Below are 20,423 nucleotides of genomic sequence, written 5' to 3'. Positions count from 1 at the left end.
TAAGGTATAATATATTAAAAAATTGCGATTATGGGATGATGGATATGAAAGACAGTAAATTTGTAAGTTTTAAAGAACAAATGAGAAAAGTGCTGATTTTGTATTCATTAGTTCCCATAATTTTTTTATCTTTTGTAGGTTATGGACTTATATATTTTTTTGAATTTGAAGCTATAAAAAAAGATAATCAATATAACAGCCGTGTATTGACCAAAAATCTTGATAATATGGTAAGAGAGTATTTTAATGAAATAGAAAATTTGTATAATGATGAAATTATTATTAATGCTATGATTAATAAAAAATCAAATAAGGATGCATATGAAAAAATTTATAAGTGTATAAATTCTACAACATTAAGGGGAAATTTTATAATCTATGATGAGGAGCTGCATGTTCTTATGAATAATGCTCAGTTTATAGGAAGTGATAATGGGTATAGCTGGGGATTTTTTATGAGAATGCAGGATAATATCAATAATACAATAATTTATATAAATAAGATGCATTTTAAAAATAACAGTGTAAGTGTTTTTTCTGTTGGAAGAGCTGTAAAAAAATCTGGGAAGCTTATAGGATATATAGTCTTTAATATATTGAATGATGATTTAAGAGAATTTGTAGGAGAGGGAAGTTCTTACAATACAATAATTGCTGATAAGACTAATAAAATAGCATTTACTACTAATGATATATTTAAAGATAAATTCGGAAAAGTAGTAAAGAAGCTTAGGGAAGATGACCATTATGTAAGTATCAATAAAGAAAAATTTTATGTGACAAAAAGCCCTGTATATTATTCAAATTTAGTGCTTTATACAGTTTCAAGAATGAATCATCTTACAGATAGTTTTGTAAATGGAATAGTATATTTATGTATAGTTTTTATGATTATAATATTTACAATGCATAAAGCAGCTAAAATAATAACCAGTAAAAAAACAGCTGCTGTTGAAAAAATAGTAGAAGCAATAGAAAATATAAAAACAGGAGATTTGAGTAATACTCTATATGTAGAAACAAATGATGAGTTTAGAATAATAGCAGATTCATACAATAAAATGCTGGAAAATATAAAATTTCTCATTGAACAAAATAAAGAAGAGGTAAAACATGGAGTACTTTTAGAAATAAAACAGCTTGAAAGTCAATTTAATCCCCATTTTCTTTTCAATACATTAGAAATGCTGAAATATACAATTAAAACTGATACTTCCATGGCAAATAAAATAATATTAAATATATCATCACTCCTGAGATTTAGTATAGAAAATAAATCTTCAGAGGTAACTCTTGAAAGAGAATTGCAATATGCTAGAAATTATCTTGATATACAGAGATTCAGATTTGGAGAAAATTTTGATTATTATATAGATGTAGATAAAGATACAGAAAAATTTCTTGTTCCTAAATTGGTACTTCAACCAATAATAGAAAATTCTATTAAGCATGGGTATACCCAGATAAATAAATTGATGATATTTATAAAAACTAAAAAACAAAAAGATAAATTAGTAATAGATATATATGATAATGGAAATGGAATAGAAAAAGAAAAACTCTATGAATTAAGAAAAAGACTTAAATATAAAGAGCTGAATATTGGGAATCATATTGGAATATACAATGTTCACAGAAGAATACAGCTTATATATGGAGATAATTATGGAATAAAAGTACAGAGTTCTGAAAGATGGGGAACTATTGTAAAATTGGTATTTTCCATAAAAACAGAGGGATAAAGATATGATAAAAGTATTGGTAGTAGAAGATGAATATATCATAAGAAAAGGAATGATAAACACAATAGACTGGCTCTCTATGGATTGTAAGATAATTGGAGAAGGAATAAATGGGAGAGAAGGATTAAAGCTCATAGAAGAATTTGCTCCTGATCTTGTAATAACAGATATAAGAATGCCTGTAATGGATGGACTTGAAATGCTGAAAACTGCAGAAGAAGCAGGATTGAAATTTGAAAAAATAATATTAACCAGTTATGGAGAATTCAAATATGCTCAAGAGGGAATAAAGTTAGGGGTAGCAGACTATATCCTTAAACCAATAGATGAAGAACTTTTGGAAAAAGCTGTGAAAAAAGTAAAAGAAAAGATAGAGAAAGAAAATACATTGAGAGATGTTGAAAATATAACAAAGACTAAAGAGGATATAGAATTCTTCTCTCCAAGGATATATCTTGGAAAAGATAGTGATAAAAATAGATATGTAGAAAAAACTCTGGAAAAAATATTGAATTGCTATTCAGAGAAATTGAATATAAAAGATATAGCTGATGAGCTGGATATAAGTGTAAGTTATCTCAGTCGAAAAATAAAAGATGTAACAGGAGAAACTTTTTTGGATATTTTGAACAAATATAGAGTACAGAAATCTTTAAGGCTATTATTAACTAAAGAATATAAAATATATGAAGTATCTGATATGGTAGGCTTTACAGATTATAAGCATTTTTGCAATGTTTTTAAGAAATATTTAGATACAGCCCCTGGAGATTTTGTTAAACAAAATATCATAATATTAAAATAATAATTGAAGTTTTTTCTTTTATAACTTTGTGATATAATAAGCATAGTGTAAAAATATAAAAAGAAGGAAAAGAAAAAGGAGAGATAATGAACAGAGGACTTACTCCAAAGAAGATAGTAGAAGAACTTAATAAATATATAATATCACAAGATGAAGCTAAAAAAAATGTTGCTATTTCTTTGAGAAATAGAGATAGAAGAAAAAATATAGAAGATGAGGAATTAAGGAGGGAAATTACTCCTAAAAATATAATTTTGATGGGTCCAACAGGGGTTGGAAAAACAGAGATAGCTAGAAGAATAGCTAAGATAGCTGATGCTCCATTTTTAAAGGTAGAAGCCACTAAATATACTGAAGTAGGTTATGTGGGAAAAGATGTGGAAAGTATAATAAAAGATTTGACTTCTCTTACTTACAGAAAAATGAAAGAACAGAAATTTAATGAATTAAGAGAGGAAGCATATGAAACAGCATTGGAAAAAGCTGCTAAACTTGTAAAACCATATGATTCTCTTAATGATGAAGAAAAAGCTCAAATAATGCAGGATATTGATGATGGAAAATATGATGATACAGAAGTTGAGATAGAAAAAACTAAAAAAGATTTAGATCTTCCAATAATTGAAGTTGTATCTGGAAGTGATGATACTTCTGGAATTGGAAGTATTTTGGATCAGGTAATGGCAGGAGTATCAGGAAAAAGCAAAAAGATGATAACAACTGTAAAGAATGCCATTGGAATAATGATGGATGAAGAGGTTGAAAAGAAACTTGATTTGGATTCTCTTAATGCAGAAGTTATAGAGAATGTAGAAAATAATGGAATTATTTTTATTGATGAAATAGATAAGATCGCTGAAAGAGATGGTGTAGGAAAAGGGGAAGTATCAAGACAGGGAGTACAGAGAGATATCCTTCCAATAGTAGAGGGAAGTACAGTTATGACAAAATTTGGGCCTGTAAAGACAGATCATATCCTTTTTATTGCAGCAGGGGCATTTACACAAAGTTCTCCATCTGATTTGATGCCTGAATTACAAGGTAGATTCCCAATAAGAGTAAAATTAAAGAATCTGGAAAAAGAAGATTTTGTAAGGATACTTACAGAAGTAGAGTATAACCTCCTTGATCAGTATACAGCAATGCTGGCTACTGACAATGTAGAGCTTACTTTTACAAAGGGAGCTATAGAAAAAATAGCAGATATAACAGCAGCAGCAAATGAGAAAGTAGAAAATATAGGAGCGAGAAGACTGTCAGCAGTGGTAGAAGAGCTATTGAGAGAGGTGATGTATGAAGCTCCATATGAAAAGAAGAAAAAAGTGAGTATAGACGCTAATTTTGTTAAAAAGGTGTTTAAGAAAGAAAATGAAGAAGAAAATCTAGATAAATATATTCTCTAAAGAAAAAAGGATGGCGCCCCATCCTTTTTTTGTTATATTGAATTTTTATCTTTCTTTATTACTGATACCCATGGAGTCTTTGTAACTATGTAGTAGAATAACAGACCAGCTACAGTATTAGATACTAGATTTCCCCAGAATACCGAATCTACTCCAAGCCATTTTTTTGTTATAATAATAAAGATATATCTTATCAGCCATACTCTTAAAAGTCCCATAACCAAAGGTAGTCTTGTTCTTCCTAGACCAATGAAAGCACCTTGAGATACCATAAACAAACCAAAACCTATAATAGAGAAAGTATATATTTTTAATGAGTGATCAGCTAATTTTACTATATCTTCATGATTCTGAAATAATCTAACAAGAAAATTACTACTTGGAAGAAATATTACTATAAGAATAAAAGAGATAACTAAACTTACCAATGAACCATATTTAAAAGATTTTTCAGCATTTTCTGGTTTTCCAGCTCCTATATTCATACTGACCATAGTAGTTACAGTAGTACCAATAGAAGAAGGGAGAGTAAAACACATAGTATTGATATTGCTGGCAATAGTTTGAGCTGTAAGAACAATTGCTCCATATTTTTCAACTTCCATATTGATAAGAAAGAATCCAAAGTTTATCAATGAATAAGTTATCATAGAAGGAAGAGCCAAAATTAAAACTTTTTTCAGCAGAGCAAAATCAGGGTAATAACCTCTGAGAACAAGCTGAGTTTCACTTTTCTTTACAAATAAATCATAAAACATCCAGATAGCTATAATTATGTATGAACAAAGAGAAGCCATAACAGCTCCAATTATTCCAAGATGAAAAACAGCAAGGAATAATGTGTTAAATATAATTTTCAACAGTAATAAAATTATTATTCTGATAAGAGTTGCTTCAGGCTGTCCAGTTGCATTTTTTATTGCATTGTATATTGCAGCCATAAATAATAATGGAATAACTATTGAATAAAGACTTAAATAAAGGAAAACCTGATGAGCTATCTCAGGGCTTATATTTTGTGATACAATAGAAGCAAATATGATAGAAGTAGGAGCAACCAGCAGACCTATAAAAAATGCAAATACCATGATTTGGGTAGAAACTTTTTTTACTTTCTCCAGATCTCCAGTTCCATTGATCTGCCCAACAATAGCCATAGAAGCTACACCTAATCCTAAAGACAGAGCATTCAGTATATTTATTATAGGCTGTCCAAAACCAACTGCTGCTGCCACAAGATATCCTGAGGTATGGTTTAAAAATAATCCGTCTGATAATGGTATGAGAGATGAAACCATACCCATTAAAATAGTTGGAAGTGATAAAAAAAGCAGAGTGTTAAGAATGTTTCCATTGAGAATCATTTCACGTCTCTTTTGGACATTCGATGATAAGAGACCTATTTTCATAATGCCAATCCTCCTTAGTGTAATCACTTTCAATGAAGAATTATAAAAAATAAAAATTTACAGAATAAAAATAAATTTATCTGTAAATTTTTTAATAAAATATAGTCTTCATGTCAAAGGTCTTTGTTTTTTATTGTAACATATTTTTCTTGTAAAAAGAACAAAAGTTATAAATTTTTTTTAGTTCCTGAGAATGATTTTTAGGTATTACATTTTTGTTGGATTTATGCTAAACTTGAGGTGATATTAAAATTAAAATAAGGTGAAGTGGATAGTTTGAAGAGTGAGAAATTAAAAGGGATATATTTAATAGCAGTTATTTTAATTGTATGGACAGTAGGATCACACTATAACCTGTGGAACAGCTATATAATTCCAGCTCCATCAAAGATAATCAGTTCCTTTGTGAAACTGGTGGAAAATGGAAAATTGATAAGACATATAGGTATAAGTCTTAGGCGTATATTTATAGGGTTTTCTATTACTGTTTTTTTAGCAGTTCCTCTTGGAATATTTTTTGGTGTTTTTACAAATATATATGTTTATTTCAAATCAATTTTTGAATTTTTTCGTCATACACCACCTCTTGCACTTATACCAATGATAATTCTTTGGTTTGGGATAGGAGAAACTTCTAAGATAGTGATTATAGTATTGGCATCATTTTTTCCAGTATTTTTAAATGTGCTGAAAGGAGTAGAAGGTTGTGATAAAAAATATATAGAAGTAGGAAAAGTTTTTGATATGTCGCAAAAGGATATATTTTTAAAAATAATACTTCCTAACTCTGTTCCAGATATTTTGATAGGATTAAAATTAGGAATAGGGTATAGTTGGAGAGCAATAATTGGAGCTGAACTTATAGCAGCTTCTTCTGGAATAGGATATCTCATATTAGATGCACAGCAGATATCAAGGTCAGATATAGTTATGTTGGGAATAATAGTGATTGGAACTTTAGGGATAATAACAGATAATATATTTTCCATGGTCGTTTCTGCTTATATAAAGAGGAAACATGGTGATTGCTTTGAATAATATGTATAGAGTCTTAAATCTCAAAAAAATATTTGAGATAAGCGAAAATGAAAAAATAATATTTGAAAATATGAATTTAGAGATAGATAATAATAAAATAACTGTTGTTCTTGGAAAAAGTGGTTGTGGAAAAACTACATTGTTAAGAATGATAGCTGGTTTGGAAGAGATAACATATGGGAGTATAGATTTTTATAATAAGAGTGGAGAAAAGGTAAAGGCAAAAATTGGAATGGTATTTCAAGAAAGCCGTTTAATGCCTTGGCTTACAGTAAAAGAAAATATAGAAATACATGGAAATAAAATAGATACAGATAAATATTTAAAAATGATATCTTTAGAGGAATTTAAAGATGCTTATCCATCACAATTATCTGGAGGAATGGCTCAAAGAGTAGCTATAGCGAGAGCTTTGTCATATCAGCCTGATACACTTTTAATGGATGAGCCTTTTTCAGCTTTGGATTATTTTACAAGGGAACAGCTCCAAAGAGAGATAATAAAGGTATATGAAAAAACTGAAACTGGGATAATTTTTGTTACTCACAATATAGATGAAGCTTTGATGCTTGGTCATAGAATAATAGTTATAAATGAGGGAAAAATACACAGTTATGATATAGCAAAAAAATTTCCAAGAGATATAGCTGATATGGAGCTTATTAATTTAAAAAAAGAAATTTTGAAAAAAATAAATAATTAAATGGAGGGAAAAGATGTTGAAGAAAATCATTGCAGCAGCTGCAGTAGGAACAATACTTCTTATTGCTGGTTGCGGAAAAGAAAAAACTACTGTACCAAAGGAGATAAATATAACCTATGTAAAAGCTCCTTTAAATATACCATCCATTTTAGAGAAAAATAAGGATATGTTTGGAAAAGAATTTTCAAAAGATGGAATAACAGTAAAATTTCATGAACTTACAACAGGGCCAGAACAAACACAAGCTTTAGCAGCAGGAGAATTAGATTTTCTTCATGCACTTGGAGGAACATCGGCTATTATAGCAGCTTCTAATGGTGTAGACTTAAAAATAACTAATATTTACAGCAGATCACCAAAAGGATTTATGCTTATATCTAAATCAGCTGATATAAAAGAACCTAAAGATTTAGCAGGGAAAAAAGTGGCTGGACCAAAAGGAACTATACTTCATCAGCTTCTTCTGACTTATCTTGGAAAAGACAATTTAAAAGTTGATGATATAGAATTTATAAATATGGGATTACCAGAAGCTATGGCAGCACTTGAAAGTGGAAATGTGGATGCAGCACTTTTAGCAGGACCAGTTGCATTAAAGGCTATAAAAAATGGTGCTAATGTAGTAACTAATGGAGAAGGACTTGTAGAGGGAATTGTTGTTACTGCTGTAAGTGGAAAATTCCTTAAAGAAAATCCACAGCTTGTAGAAAGATTCCTTAAAGTAAATGAAGATGCTGTTAAGTTTATAAAAGATGACTTTGAAACTACTTTGAAAATAACAGCTGAGGATACAGGACTTTCAAAAGATGAAGTAATGGAACTTTATCCATTATATGATTTTAATACTGAAATTAAAGCTTCAGATGTAGAAGACTTAGTAAAAACTCAAGATTTCTTAATAGAGAATGGTCTTCAGGAAAAGAAAATAGATATCAATACTATCATAAAAAAATAATAACAGAAAAGGGTGGTGGTTGGGCGTGTTGATACTTAAAAGAGGAGAATTTGAAAAAAAATCTGAAAAATATTTGGAAAGAGCTCATTATGAAGATGTGATTATTGAAAATGACTCCTCTAAAGTTATTGCAATGTCGTTGGATAAGTATATTGAGATAATGAGAGAATTAAGATATTACAAAGAACATTATCATAAAGAATCAATAAAAAAGGCAAGAAATGCTATGAGTAATAATTTCTTTGATATTTTAAAGAAAAAAAGAGCATAGTTAAAATTAAGAAGAGGGTGTGATACATTATTGCATCCTCTGTTTTTTTATGGGAAATAAAAATTCCTTTGAAATAATTGATCAAAGGAAGTCTAATAGTACCATAAAAATTAAAGAATAGATAAGTGTTCTCTTTTGTATATAAAAGCGAACAGAATTATAAAAAAAACAAATTAAAACCTTCTATATTCCAACAATTAAGTTATAACATAAAATTTTAAATTAAGCAATCTAAATTTAATAAATCTTCTCTTTATTTCTTTGTAAAATATCTTAAAAATTACATTTTAAAGCCTAGATAGAATAATAAAAACTTCGCTTTTATATACAAAAGAGAATACTTACCAATTGTTAAGTTTTTATGGGTAAACTGAACAGCATATAATTACTCTATATTTCATAAAAATATAGTTAAAGGAGAGATAGTTATGATGAAAAAAGTATTATTAGGATTAGCAGCATTATCATGTGTAAGTTTAGCAGCTGAGGGGACAAATGTATATTTGAAAGCAGGAGCAGATGTATTTCAAAGATTTGATGAGGTAAAAGATGAAGGGGAAAAGGTAAACAAAGATAAGGGAGATGACTTTGGTTACGAATTAACAGTAGAAGTAATGAGAGAAGTTTACTCTAACTTAGAATTAGGACTTGGACTATCTTATCAGGATCATGGTAATCCAAAGTCAGTAACTACATATTATGTAGATGAAAATATTAAGAGTGAAATTCCAGGATTTAAATCAGTACCACTATATGTAACAGCTAAGTATAATTTTCCAGTAGAAGGAAATGTAAAACCATATTTGAAAGCGGATTTAGGATATTCATTTAATGATGAAAATGGAGATGTAAAAATAAGTAGTTCAGAACTTGGATTAAATTTTCTTACAAAAGTAGAAAACGGACTATATTATGGAATAGGTGCAGGAGCAGAATATAATAATTTTGTAGTAGATTTAATGTATAAAGTAAATAAAGCTAAAATAAAAGCTGATATATATGGAGAAAGAATTAAAAAAGATTTAGACTATTCAAGAGTAACACTTTCTGTTGGATACAAATTTAATTTCTAATTAAAAAGCAATAACAAAAAAGAGCAGGGGAAATATATACTGCTCTTTTTCTATATTGAAAATAAATTGAAAAGTTCTATTTTATAGATATGGAAGTATATTCTTTGTTGAATACACCTCTAAGTAAGTTTTTAGATTTTTAATAACCTGAATTTTTTTATCTAAAGGAAGCTTTTTACTGAAAATTATATTTTTATCTTTAAGCTCCTCTTCAGATACAAATCTTATATTTTGTGGAATCTCATAGTCATCAACAATATTACTGAATCCATCTATATTAAAAGTTTTATCTTCTGTTATTACTAGAATTTTTCTATCAATATATTTTTCTATTTGAGATTTTTCAGGATTAAGGAAAATATAAAAATCATACCCTCCAATAAATTTATCCCCTATTCCTATACTTGAAATAGTTTTTTTAGATATATTTTCTTTTGTTACAAGAAGAGCTTTTTCATTTATATTTTTGTAATAAAGTCCTATAGTTTGAATTATAGTTTCAATTCCTCTTCCTTTTTCTATAATTGCTATTGTATTATTTTTATCTTTAAAAACAGATGCTAAAGTTTTCTTTTGAATATAGTTATAATTAAATTCTCCTATAAGAAAATTCTTTATTTCCTTGAATAATTCACTTTGTTTTATAGCATAAGATGAAAAAGTATAATCTTTATCAATAAGGAGATGAACATTGTAATTTTCATCTTTTAATATAACATCTTTTACAGCAGCAGAGAATTCAACGTTATACATTTTTTTTAAAGAACTTAGTATATATTCAGTCTGAGCATCTAAACTTCCCAGATATGTACGATCATTAGCTACAGTTATTCCCTGTTCAGAGAAAGTAAGCCTTATTTTTGGAGAATCCATTTTTCTTCTGGTATAAATAACTGTTTCTATTGGAAACTGTATATCATAAAGATCAAAAATATTTTCTGTTTCATTTGAAGTATGAATAGTCTCTCTTATATCTTCAACATACATTTTATATTGGTATCTGTCTTTGTATGTTTCCAGTTTTAGCTTAAAGGCAATATCTATATTTCTTAAGTTAACAAGGTCCTCAAAGACATCATCACTGTTAAACCACACACAGTTTCTTATTTCATTTCCATTTTTTATAATATTCATCATAAGATGTTTCTTATCTTTACCTATAAGTCTCAATCCATCAAACTGACAGTTATCCAGTGAAAATAAAGGAGAGGGATTTCCAAAACCAAATGGTTCAAGAAGTGAGATCTTATCCAGGAAATCATATGATATTTTATAAAAAGGAAGAGGTCTGTCCACTTTAACTGGTTTTACAAGAGTACTGTCTTCCATGGCATTTTTAGCATATTCATTAAGTTTTTTGCTGAACTCCTCAATATTTTCTATTTTGATTGAAAAACCAGCAGCTCCACTGTGTCCTCCATATTTGACAAGAAGGTCTGAAAAATTATTAATAGCTTCTATTATATTGAATCCCTCTATACTTCTGCATGAAGCAGTGGCAATTCCTTCATCAGGTTTTATTTCCATAATTATAGTAGGTTTGTAATATCTGTCCAGAACTTTAGAGGCAACTATACCAATAACTCCATGATGAAATCCCTCTTCTCCCACTATGAGAACACTGTTTTCATAAAGTTTTTCATTCTCTATTTTTTCAATAGCCTTTTGGAATATCTCTTCTTGTATCTCTTTTCTTTCGCTGTTTTTTTCTAAAAGGTCTTTTATTGCTGCAGAGCATACTCTATGGTCTTTTTCTATAAAAAGTTCAACAGCTTTTTTAGCATCTTCCAGTCTTCCTACAGCATTAAATATAGGGGCTATGATAAATCCTATATCATAAGTATTGAATTTTCTTATATCATAATCTTCAAAAATTTTTTTAATAAGCATATTTAGTCCAAGCCATCTGCTTCTTTTGAGATATTCCAGCCCTTCTTTCACAAATATTCTATTTTCTTTAAGAAGGGGAACAATATCTGCTACAGTACCTATTGCAACTATATCAAGGTATTTATAAACATCTTCTTCTTTATCAAGAGTTTTAAAAAGGGCAGATATCATCATAAAAGCAGTTCCTACTCCTGCTAAATATTTAAATCCATATTCATTATCCTCCCTTTTAGGATTAATAACTGCTAGAGCTTCAGGATTGCCATTATTTATCTCGTGATGGTCAGTAACTATCATATCTATACCCAAAGATGAAGCATGAGTTATTTCTTCATGTGAGGAGATACCACAGTCAACAGTTATGATAAGGGTTCCTCCTTCACTTTTTATATGATCTATTGCTTCCTTGTTAAGTCCATATCCTTCATCTCTTAAGGGGATATAATATTTTACATTGATTCCTAATTCACTCAAGGCTAAATAACATAAAGAAACTGATGTGATTCCATCAACATCGTAATCTCCATATACCCATACAGTTTCATTTGATTCTTTTGCTTGAGTAAGTCTTTTAATTGCTTTATCAACATCTTTTAAAGAAAAAGGATCAGCTATATTTTTTATATTTACATCAAGGAAATTTTTTATATCTTCTTTCTCTGTTATATTTCTATTATATAAAAGATTAAGGATATCCTTATCTAAATTAAGATTTTGAATATCTTTGTTGTTTTTCAGAGAATTATCTCTGTAAACCCATCTTGTATTTCTCATTTTTGCTCCTTTAAAAGTTGTATAGTTTCTTGTAGAACATATATGTAAGTATTAAGTTTTGTAAATCATATCTTTCTTCTGGATCAGCTACTAAATCTAAATTCAGATCTCCATCATAATCAAATTGAATTCTATTTAACAGTTCCTCTCCGTAAACATATGCTATAAGAGATTTAAGCTTATCACCTTTATAAGTTTCAAGAAGGGATTTTAATTTCTCTGTTCCCATTGCTATATTTGTATCTGGGTCAAAGAGTGTAACTATTTCTTCTCGAGAAGTATAAGGTATTTGCATAAGACCTATTTTAGAATTTTCAGATAAAAGTCTTTTATTAAATTTGCTGGAAATAAGTATTGTCGAATAAATAAGTTCCTGTGGAACATCATATTTTCTTGAATTCATTTCTACAGAGTATTTATAATATAAAGGATAACTATATTTTATTAAATCTTTGTATTCAAAAAAATCTTTTCTGTATGTAGAAGAATTTTTATAGGCAAGATCAAAAAACTCTCCTTTTTCAAGAATTGTAGTTATTGCATAACCATTTTGAATAGAATGTTTATTAATAAAGCTACTGTTTTCTATCTCTATTTTTATAAGCTCTTCATCTTTCATAGCTGCAATAGATGAAAGTTTTTCAATTTCCAACTTATCTACTGTATTGATAAAATTATCATCTATATTTTTACAGTTTGCAAGAAGATTGTCAAGTATTAGTCCAACTTTAAAAACAGAATTATGATTATTTATATCAATGCCATTATTTTTTAAAAGAAAAGAATAAAACATTCCCTCATATGAATTAGGATATTTTTTTATTATATTTTCAGCTTTTTTCTCAAAAAATTTATCATTTCCAAGTTTTAAATATGAATTTGCAATCATTATTTCAGTTATTATGTTTTTATGAGGTATTTTAGCAGTTGTTTTTAATACCTGTTCATAATCTCCAAAGGAATAATAAATACCAGCTCTATAGAATAATGCAAGAGAAGCATATCTTCCTCCTTTTACATTTTCAAAAGCATAAAGGCATCTTGAAAAATCTTTCATTCTGTAGTAAGCAAGTCCTTTGTAGAAGAAGTATAAATCTTTATTTCCATTTTTCCCATATTCATTTGTTAAGGTAATAATATCTTTATTTTTCTTTGCTCTGATTAATGTTCTGAAAAGTTCAGATTCAGCTTTTTCTTTATCAGCTTTTGTAATATCAGGAGTTTTTAAAATTTCTTTATAGAGTTTTTCAGCTTTTTCGTATTCTTTTTTTGAAAAGAAAAAATGAGCAGCTTTTAAAAGCTCCTTTGTAGAAATTTCTTTAATGTGAGAGAAATCACCTTTAAATTTTAGATTATAATAATTTTGATACGAAATATCTTCTTTTGACAGCAGGCTGAGAGCTTTTTCTTCAAAATGTGAAGTGAGAGGAGAAAAAGTAGAGTAATCCAGCCTCTTTAGATATACTAGTCCAGTTTCTTTATTTCCAGTTTTTATAAGAGCATCTCCAAGGGAGTAATCTCTTTCAGCAAAGTAAATATTTTTTTCTATTTCCGACCCTCGATTAAAAAAAGAAAGTTTATGGCTGAAAACAGCTTTTTCAAGATAGAAGACAGCCTTTTTCCAATCTCCCATTCTATAGTAAGTCATTCCTATAAAATAAAAGGCATAATTATTTTTTAAGATAGGAGAAAAGGAATAACTGTTCAGAAGAGTTTCAAATTTATTCTGAGCTTCTTCATATTCTCTGTTGTAATAAGCATTTTTTCCCTGAATGAAAATATCATAATCTTCATAAGTATAGGTAAAAGCCATAAAACTATTTATAATAAAGAATAAAATCATAAATATTTTTCTCATTTTTTAGACACCTCTTATTAAAATATATGCTACTATAATTATTGCAAAATTACTTAAAAATGGCAACAATTATATTATTTTTTTATTTTTAAAAAAAAATATTGAAATTATTTGAAATATATTAGATAATGGAAAGCAGTATTTTGTTTTTTAGGAGGTGGAGATGGGAATAATAAAAGTATTAGACGAATCAGTTTCTAACATAATTGCAGCTGGGGAAGTAGTTGAAAATCCTGCCAGTATGCTGAAAGAACTTTTGGAAAACTCACTAGATGCAGAGAGCAAAAGTATAAAAATAGAGGTTAAATCTGGCGGAAGACATGTGATAATATCTGATGATGGAAAGGGAATGACTCAAGATGATCTGCTTCTTTCTGTAGAAAGACATGCTACAAGTAAGATAGCTAAAAAGGAAGATTTATATAATCTTTTTACATATGGGTTTAGAGGAGAGGCACTTTCTTCTATCTCAGCAGTATCAAAAATGTCTTTATCTTCTCGAACTAAAGATGATGAAGTAGGATCAGCAATAACAGTTTCTGGTGGAAAAATAACAGGTCTTAAAGAAATTCAGAGAAATGTGGGAACTACCATAGAAATAAAAGATTTGTTTTTTAATACTCCTGCAAGACTAAAGTTTTTGAGAAAGACTACAACAGAATATATGAATATAAAAGATATAATAGTACAGGAAGCACTGGGAAATCCTAATACTGCTATAACTCTTATACTTGATGATAAAGTGAGTATAAAGACAACAGGAAATGGGATAGAGAATACTATTGTAGAAATATTTGGAAGAAATGTTTTAAAAAATTCAAAAGCTTTTTCTATGGGGTATCTGGGAAATGCTTCATTGTATAGAGCTACAAGAGATTCTATATTTACATTTGTAAATGGGCGTATGGTAAAATCAAAACTTCTGGAGAACGCTATTATTGATGGGTACTATACAAAGCTTATGAAAGGAAAATATCCTTTTGCAATTTTGTTCCTAGAGATAGATCCTAAAGAGGTAGATGTTAATGTACATCCTTCAAAGAAAATAGTGAAATTCTCAAATGAATCTAATATATATGGAAAAGTTTTGAGAGAAATTGAAAATTGTTTTGAAGGTGATGATGTTTTTGTTTCTCCAACTATGGAAAAGAATATTGAAAAGGAAAAAGAAGCTTTAATAGACTTTACAGAATTTTCAAAATTTGTTCCTATGAAGGCAGAAAATACAAAGTTTGAAGGACTTGAAGTGAAAAAATATCCTAAAGCAGAAAGAGAGATAGAAATTTCTGACATAGAGGTAAAAGAAGAAATTGAAAAAACTGAGAAGATTGAAAAATCAGATGAAGATGATTTTGAAAATATGTTCAGTGAGAAGAAGAAAAATTCTGTTTTTGAGATAAAAGAAGAAATAAAAGCATTTGAAGAAAATGAAAAATCTGATACAATGAAAAGCAATGTTATTTTAGAAGTAAAACCTGAAATTAAAGAAGCTGTTATACCAGAAGAAAAGAATGCTGTTCCTAAAATAGATTTTAAAGTTTTAGGACAGATATTTGATTCGTTCATTTTAGTTGAAAGAGATGGAGTATTTGAAATATATGATCAGCATATAATTCACGAGAGAATACTTTATGAGAAATTAAAAAAAGAATATTATGGAACAAGTGTGAGCAGACAGCAGCTTTTGGTGCCAATAAGAATAAATCTTGACCCAAGGGAGAGAGAACTTATTTTTGAAAATATGGAATATTTTACAGAGTTTGGATTTGAGATTGATGAGTTTGATGAGAATGAAGTAGTAATAAGATCAGTTCCAGTAATGAATTTTAGGGACAGCACAGAAAATATTTTCAGAAATATAATTAAAAATCTTAAAGAGAATAAAGAAACAGATATCAGAGAAAGTATTATAATTTCAATGTCATGTAAAGGGGCTATAAAAGCCAATGAAAAACTTTCTATTAGTGAAATGGAAACAATAATAAAGAAACTTCATGAAATAGGTAAATATACTTGTCCTCACGGAAGACCAATTATAGTAAAAATTACTCTGAATGATTTAGAAAAACTTTTTAAGAGAAAATAAATTGAATTTTTTTGAAAAAAGGAGTATATTTTGAATGTATCTATTATATGTGTAGGAAAAGTAAAAGAAAAGTATATAATTGAGGGAATAAATGAATTCTTGAAAAGAATGCAGTCTTTTGCTAAAATGAAAATTGTGGAATTGAAAGAAGATGGAAATGATACCAATAGAAATATTTCTATTGAAAAAGAATCAGAAGACATTCTTAAGACTATGGAAAAACTAGGTGGATATAATATTCTTCTGGATATTCAAGGGAAAAACTTTTCTTCAGAGGAAATGTCTGAAGAAATAGAAAGACTTACAGTAAATGGTGTGAGCAGTATAAATTTTATAATTGGTGGTTCATATGGAGTATCAGAAAATGTAAGAAAAGCAGTAGATATGAGATTAAGCTTCTCTAAAATGACTTTTCCTCATCAGTTAATGAGATTGATACTCAGTGAGCAAATTTACAGATGGTTCAGTATTATAAAAAATACTAAATACCATAAATAATAAAGTCAGCAAAAATATTTAAAGTTAATAAAATTTAGGAGGGAAGAGCTATGTATTCGCAAGGAGAAACTTTTTATCATGACATTGATGATGAAGAGTACGAATTACATGTAATTGAAAATGTTGTAATGGGAGATAAGGAGTATATAATTGCAGAGGATTTTGATGGACAAATCCATGTGTTTTTATACAATGAGGATGAAGAAGATATTTATTTAATGGAAGATAGTGATGCTATGGAAGTTATAGAATATTGGAGAGAAGAATATCTGTCTGGTGATGATATAGGTGACTATGAAGAAGATGAATATTATGACAGAGAAGATGACTACAGTGAAAAATTTGACAATGAAGATTACTATGAAGATGAAGAGGAATACTATTAATGAATAAGTTCATGATAAAAAGTCTGGATAGTTACAATGAAAAATCATTTGAAATGGTTACTGGATTAAAAAAAGAGGAAAATAATAAAATTATCTATGAATACAAAAGTAAATTAGGTGATTGCAAAATATCTTTTTGTGATAATAAAGTATTTATTCAGAGGGAAAATAATGGTATAAAAAATGTTATAGAAGTTGATTTAGACAATATGACTGAATTTTTGTACTGCGGTGAAGGATTTGAGAAAAACTTTCATATATTGGGAGAGAAAATAACTTATAAACAAAATATATTGGAATTTTCCTATAAAATATTAGATAATGGAGAAGAAGTCAATAATATTTCAATTACCATTAAAGAATATTGATAATCTTTGAATAGAGCATATCTGATTTATGCTCTATTTTTATAAACGGGAGGTAAAATGAAAGCAATAGGTTACTTATTAATTCTTCTTACTATGTACAGCTGTACTGGACTTCCTCAAAAAACTGATTTAGGAAGTATATGGGGAAGAAATGAAGAACAGCCAATAACACAGGAAACAATCGTTTTAACAGAAAATGATTCTTCAGGAATTTTAGATGAGGTTTCAAGATCATTGAAAGAAGGAAAAACTAAAGAATATTCTGAAAGCTACAATGGAAGCACTTTTGAAGTGTATACAGGAGATTATCTTTTTATTCCTTTAAAATCTGAAGATGACTTTAAATTAGTTTCTTATCCTAGAAGTATTTCTTATGAACTGGGAATAAAAGGAAATAATCTAGTATTTAGAAGTATATATCAGGGAGAATTTACTTTAGATTTATACTCTTTAGGAGGAGTAACAAGAAGAGTAAAAATTTCGAATAAATTAAAATATAGATTTACGGAACAGAATAATTATGATATAATTCTAAAAAATTACGCTGCAAATGATATAAAACAGTTACAAAATAGTGTAGCATTACATAGAATGGCATTTCCAGATAGTTTCAGAGATAAGGAAATATCTTTTATGCTTATGGAATTGGCAGGGAAAGATGGAAATGTTAGAGTAGTAAGGGAAGAAATTGAATTCCTGAAAAAATATAAAACTTTAGATGAACAGGATAAATTGACAATACTTGATACTCTTACTGCAATAGGAGCTACATCTTCTAATCTTGATTCAGTATTATTAGAATATGATTCAGCAAATACTATACTTAATGGAGAACTTAAAAAGATAATACTTTCAAAATCTTCAGCTAACAGAGAAGAAATAGAATTTTTAGAAAAAGTATTCAGAGATGAGCCAACTAAAGAGGCAGCAGATTTCATAGGAAACTGGTATTTGAGAAATGGAGATATAAACAGAGGAACACAGTATATAAATGGAACTATTGAAGGAATTGCTCCTGAATTACTGGAATCTATATTTACAAAAACTGAAGAGGGAACAGTAGATCCAATGGCAGAACTTGAAAATAAAAACTATACTCAATTCAGAACATTTTTAAGTGATGGAGAGAACAGCTTTAATCAAGGAAATTATGTGGAAGCACTTGTACATCTTGAAAAGGCTTTAGAAATAAATAAGAATTATGCTGAAACTAAGGATATATACTTTTATATGGGACAAAGCAATCTTCAATTAGATAACAATCAAAAAGCTATTGATAATTATAAAAAAGCATTGGATATAGAAAAAAGCGATGACAAAAAAGCAGAAATATACTATAATATGGGAATAGCTTATGATAAACTTGGAAATAAAGAGGAAAGTAGAAATTACTTTACTTTTGTAAGACAAAAATATCCAAAATCATCATGGAGTACAAAAAGTAGTATATATTTGTTAAAATTAAATTAAAATCAAAAAATTTATAAGGAGAAGAACCATGGAAAGATATTTTGACAGAGTAGCTAAAGAAAATTTAGTTATGGAAAAATGGAAAAAAGTAGAAGAATTAAAAGAGTTAGGAGTAAAACCTTTTGGAAGTAAGTTTGACAAAAAGTACATGGTAGGGGATATATTAACTCATACTCCTGAAGAAAATTTAAAATATAAAACAGCTGGAAGAATAATGGCATATAGAGGAAAAGGAAAGACTTTATTTGCTCATATAGAAGATCGTACTGGAAGAATTCAGTTATACCTAAGAAAAGATGAATTAGGTGATGAAGTTTTTGAAATGGTAAATAAAATTGGAGTAGGAGATATAGTAGGAGTAGAGGGAGAATTATTTATAACTCATACAGGAGAGTTAACTTTAAGAGTTACTTCTATTCAATTATTATCTAAAAATATTAGACCTTTACCAGAAAAATTCCACGGACTGACTGATGTTGAAACTAGATACAGAAAAAGATATGTAGACCTTATAATGAATAAAGAAGTAAGAGATACATTTATAAAAAGAACTCAAATTATAAAAGGAATTAGAACAATACTTGACAATAAAGGTTTCTTAGAAGTTGAAACTCCATTAATGCACCCAATTCTAGGAGGAGCAGCAGCAAAACCATTTATTACTCACCACAATGCACTAAATGTTGATCTATATATGAGAATAGCTCCTGAGCTTTACTTAAAAAGATTGATAGTTGGAGGATTGGAAAGAGTATATGAATTAGGAAGAAACTTCAGAAATGAAGGAATGTCAACAAGACATAATCCTGAATTTACAATGATTGAACTATACCAAGCTTATGCTGATTTTAATGATATGATGGACTTAGCAGAGGAAATAATCACAACTCTGGCTAAACAAGTATTAGGAACTACAACTGTTGAGTACAATGGAAAAACTCTAGTTCTTGAAAACTTCAAAAGAGTACATATGGTAGACCTTGTAAAAGAAGTTACTGGAGTGGACTTCTGGGATCAAAATATGACTTTTGAAGAAGCTAAAGCTCTTGCAAAACAACATCATGTAGAAGTTGCTGATCACATGAACAGTGTTGGGCATGTTGTTAACCAGTTCTTTGAAGAAAAATGTGAAGAAAAAATTGTTCAGCCTACATTTGTATTTGGACATCCAGTGGAAATTTCTCCATTAGCTAAAAGAAATGAAGAAGATCCTAGATTTACTGACAGATTTGAATTGTTTATAGATGCAAGAGAGTATGCAAATGCATTCTCTGAGTTACAGGATCCAGCTGATCAAAGAGGAAGATTTGAAGATCAAGTGGAAGAAGCTGAAAGAGGAAATGATGAAGCAACTCCAGTAATAGATGACGATTTCGTAGAAGCATTAGAATATGGATTACCACCTACAGGAGGAATGGGAATTGGTATTGATAGACTTATTATGCTTCTTACTCAGTCTGACTCTATCAGAGATGTATTATTATTCCCACAAATGAAACCAAGAGATTAATTTAAATTTTAAAATAATGTAGAATAAATATTAAAGTACACCAATAGGAGCAGAATTAAAATGTTCTTTTGAGGTGTACTTTTTTAGTATAAAAGTATTTATAAAAAGAAAAAAATATTTTTTTTACTTTGCAACTAAGAACAAAATGTGCTAAAATATTTTTTTAAGAATGTAGGAGGGAAGA

At 28.6% G+C, this 20,423-nt stretch carries 17 protein-coding genes; 14 read left to right on the top strand and 3 right to left on the bottom strand.

The genetic code is table 11. From position 1 onward, the window contains the following. The first annotated feature begins 44 nt into the window (after window positions 1-44). From E0E45_RS10115 to hslU, 3 genes are all read left to right on the top strand, one after another. Window positions 45-1,742, top strand: coding sequence for a sensor histidine kinase (locus E0E45_RS10115; protein ID WP_130891048.1), 1,698 nt, complete (start codon window positions 45-47; stop codon window positions 1,740-1,742). A gap of 4 nt (window positions 1,743-1,746) precedes the next feature. Beyond that, a complete protein-coding gene (locus E0E45_RS10110) occupies window positions 1,747-2,547 on the top strand; it encodes a response regulator transcription factor (protein WP_130891047.1) in 801 nt (266 codons plus the stop codon). 86 nt (window positions 2,548-2,633) lie between these two features. After that, entirely contained in the window at window positions 2,634-3,950 is a 1,317-nt protein-coding gene (gene hslU, locus E0E45_RS10105) for an ATP-dependent protease ATPase subunit HslU (protein WP_130891046.1), read from the top strand. 32 nt (window positions 3,951-3,982) lie between these two features. Here hslU and E0E45_RS10100 read toward each other — a convergent pair whose 3' ends face one another. Then, window positions 3,983-5,359: an MATE family efflux transporter gene (locus tag E0E45_RS10100; RefSeq protein ID WP_130891045.1), complete on the bottom strand. Its 1,377-nt coding sequence runs from the start codon at window positions 5,357-5,359 to the stop codon at window positions 3,983-3,985. A 267-nt stretch (window positions 5,360-5,626) separates the two neighbouring features. Here E0E45_RS10100 and E0E45_RS10095 point away from each other — a divergent pair, with 267 nt between their 5' ends. The 5 genes from E0E45_RS10095 to E0E45_RS10075 all read left to right on the top strand — a co-directional run bounded on the left by E0E45_RS10095 (window position 5,627) and on the right by E0E45_RS10075 (window position 9,399). Further along, window positions 5,627-6,397, top strand: a complete 771-nt coding sequence (locus E0E45_RS10095) for an ABC transporter permease (RefSeq protein WP_130891044.1) — start codon at window positions 5,627-5,629, stop codon at window positions 6,395-6,397. Beyond that, window positions 6,378-7,100: an ABC transporter ATP-binding protein gene (locus E0E45_RS10090; protein ID WP_232044099.1), complete on the top strand. Its 723-nt coding sequence runs from the start codon at window positions 6,378-6,380 to the stop codon at window positions 7,098-7,100. Before E0E45_RS10095 ends, E0E45_RS10090 begins: the two co-directional genes overlap by 20 nt. Before the next feature lie 13 nt (window positions 7,101-7,113). Continuing rightward, window positions 7,114-8,055 carry an NrtA/SsuA/CpmA family ABC transporter substrate-binding protein gene (locus E0E45_RS10085; protein WP_130891043.1) on the top strand — a complete coding sequence of 314 codons (942 nt, stop codon included), beginning with the start codon at window positions 7,114-7,116 and terminating at the stop codon, window positions 8,053-8,055. A 25-nt stretch (window positions 8,056-8,080) separates the two neighbouring features. Then, window positions 8,081-8,326: a hypothetical protein gene (locus E0E45_RS10080; protein WP_130891042.1), complete on the top strand. Its 246-nt coding sequence runs from the start codon at window positions 8,081-8,083 to the stop codon at window positions 8,324-8,326. A gap of 428 nt (window positions 8,327-8,754) precedes the next feature. Next, complete coding sequence (locus E0E45_RS10075) at window positions 8,755-9,399, top strand: outer membrane beta-barrel protein (RefSeq protein WP_130891041.1); 645 nt, start codon at window positions 8,755-8,757, stop codon at window positions 9,397-9,399. An 81-nt stretch (window positions 9,400-9,480) separates the two neighbouring features. Here the strand turns inward: E0E45_RS10075 and recJ are convergent, their stop codons facing one another. After that, window positions 9,481-12,063 (bottom strand): single-stranded-DNA-specific exonuclease RecJ, encoded by a 2,583-nt coding sequence (recJ, locus tag E0E45_RS10070; RefSeq protein ID WP_130891040.1) that lies wholly within the window; start codon window positions 12,061-12,063, stop codon window positions 9,481-9,483. A gap of 10 nt (window positions 12,064-12,073) precedes the next feature. Continuing rightward, on the bottom strand, window positions 12,074-13,921 hold the full coding sequence (locus E0E45_RS10065; protein ID WP_130891039.1) for a transglycosylase SLT domain-containing protein: 1,848 nt from the start codon (window positions 13,919-13,921) through the stop codon (window positions 12,074-12,076). A 163-nt stretch (window positions 13,922-14,084) separates the two neighbouring features. Here E0E45_RS10065 and mutL point away from each other — a divergent pair, with 163 nt between their 5' ends. Genes mutL through lysS form a run of 6 tightly spaced genes read left to right on the top strand, consistent with a single transcriptional unit; the run spans window position 14,085 to window position 20,239 of the window. Continuing rightward, window positions 14,085-16,007, top strand: coding sequence for a DNA mismatch repair endonuclease MutL (mutL, locus tag E0E45_RS10060; RefSeq protein WP_130891038.1), 1,923 nt, complete (start codon window positions 14,085-14,087; stop codon window positions 16,005-16,007). 30 nt (window positions 16,008-16,037) lie between these two features. Continuing rightward, entirely contained in the window at window positions 16,038-16,505 is a 468-nt protein-coding gene (gene rlmH / locus E0E45_RS10055; protein ID WP_130891037.1) for a 23S rRNA (pseudouridine(1915)-N(3))-methyltransferase RlmH, read from the top strand. A gap of 50 nt (window positions 16,506-16,555) precedes the next feature. Continuing rightward, complete coding sequence (locus E0E45_RS10050; protein ID WP_130891036.1) at window positions 16,556-16,891, top strand: hypothetical protein; 336 nt, start codon at window positions 16,556-16,558, stop codon at window positions 16,889-16,891. Further along, window positions 16,891-17,259 (top strand): hypothetical protein, encoded by a 369-nt coding sequence (locus E0E45_RS10045; protein WP_130891035.1) that lies wholly within the window; start codon window positions 16,891-16,893, stop codon window positions 17,257-17,259. The genes E0E45_RS10050 and E0E45_RS10045 overlap by 1 nt, the downstream gene beginning before the upstream one ends. Window positions 17,260-17,316: 57 nt before the next feature. After that, entirely contained in the window at window positions 17,317-18,729 is a 1,413-nt protein-coding gene (locus tag E0E45_RS10040) for a tetratricopeptide repeat protein (RefSeq protein ID WP_130891034.1), read from the top strand. Between the two features lie 28 nt (window positions 18,730-18,757). Next, window positions 18,758-20,239 (top strand): lysine--tRNA ligase, encoded by a 1,482-nt coding sequence (lysS, locus tag E0E45_RS10035; protein ID WP_096402028.1) that lies wholly within the window; start codon window positions 18,758-18,760, stop codon window positions 20,237-20,239. The last annotated feature ends 184 nt before the right edge of the window (window positions 20,240-20,423 follow it).

Origin of the sequence: Fusobacterium ulcerans ATCC 49185, from assembly GCF_900683735.1 — a bacterium.
In the GTDB taxonomy this organism is placed as follows: domain Bacteria; phylum Fusobacteriota; class Fusobacteriia; order Fusobacteriales; family Fusobacteriaceae; genus Fusobacterium_A; species Fusobacterium_A ulcerans_A.
This window is presented reverse-complemented; position numbering and strand designations above follow the sequence as displayed.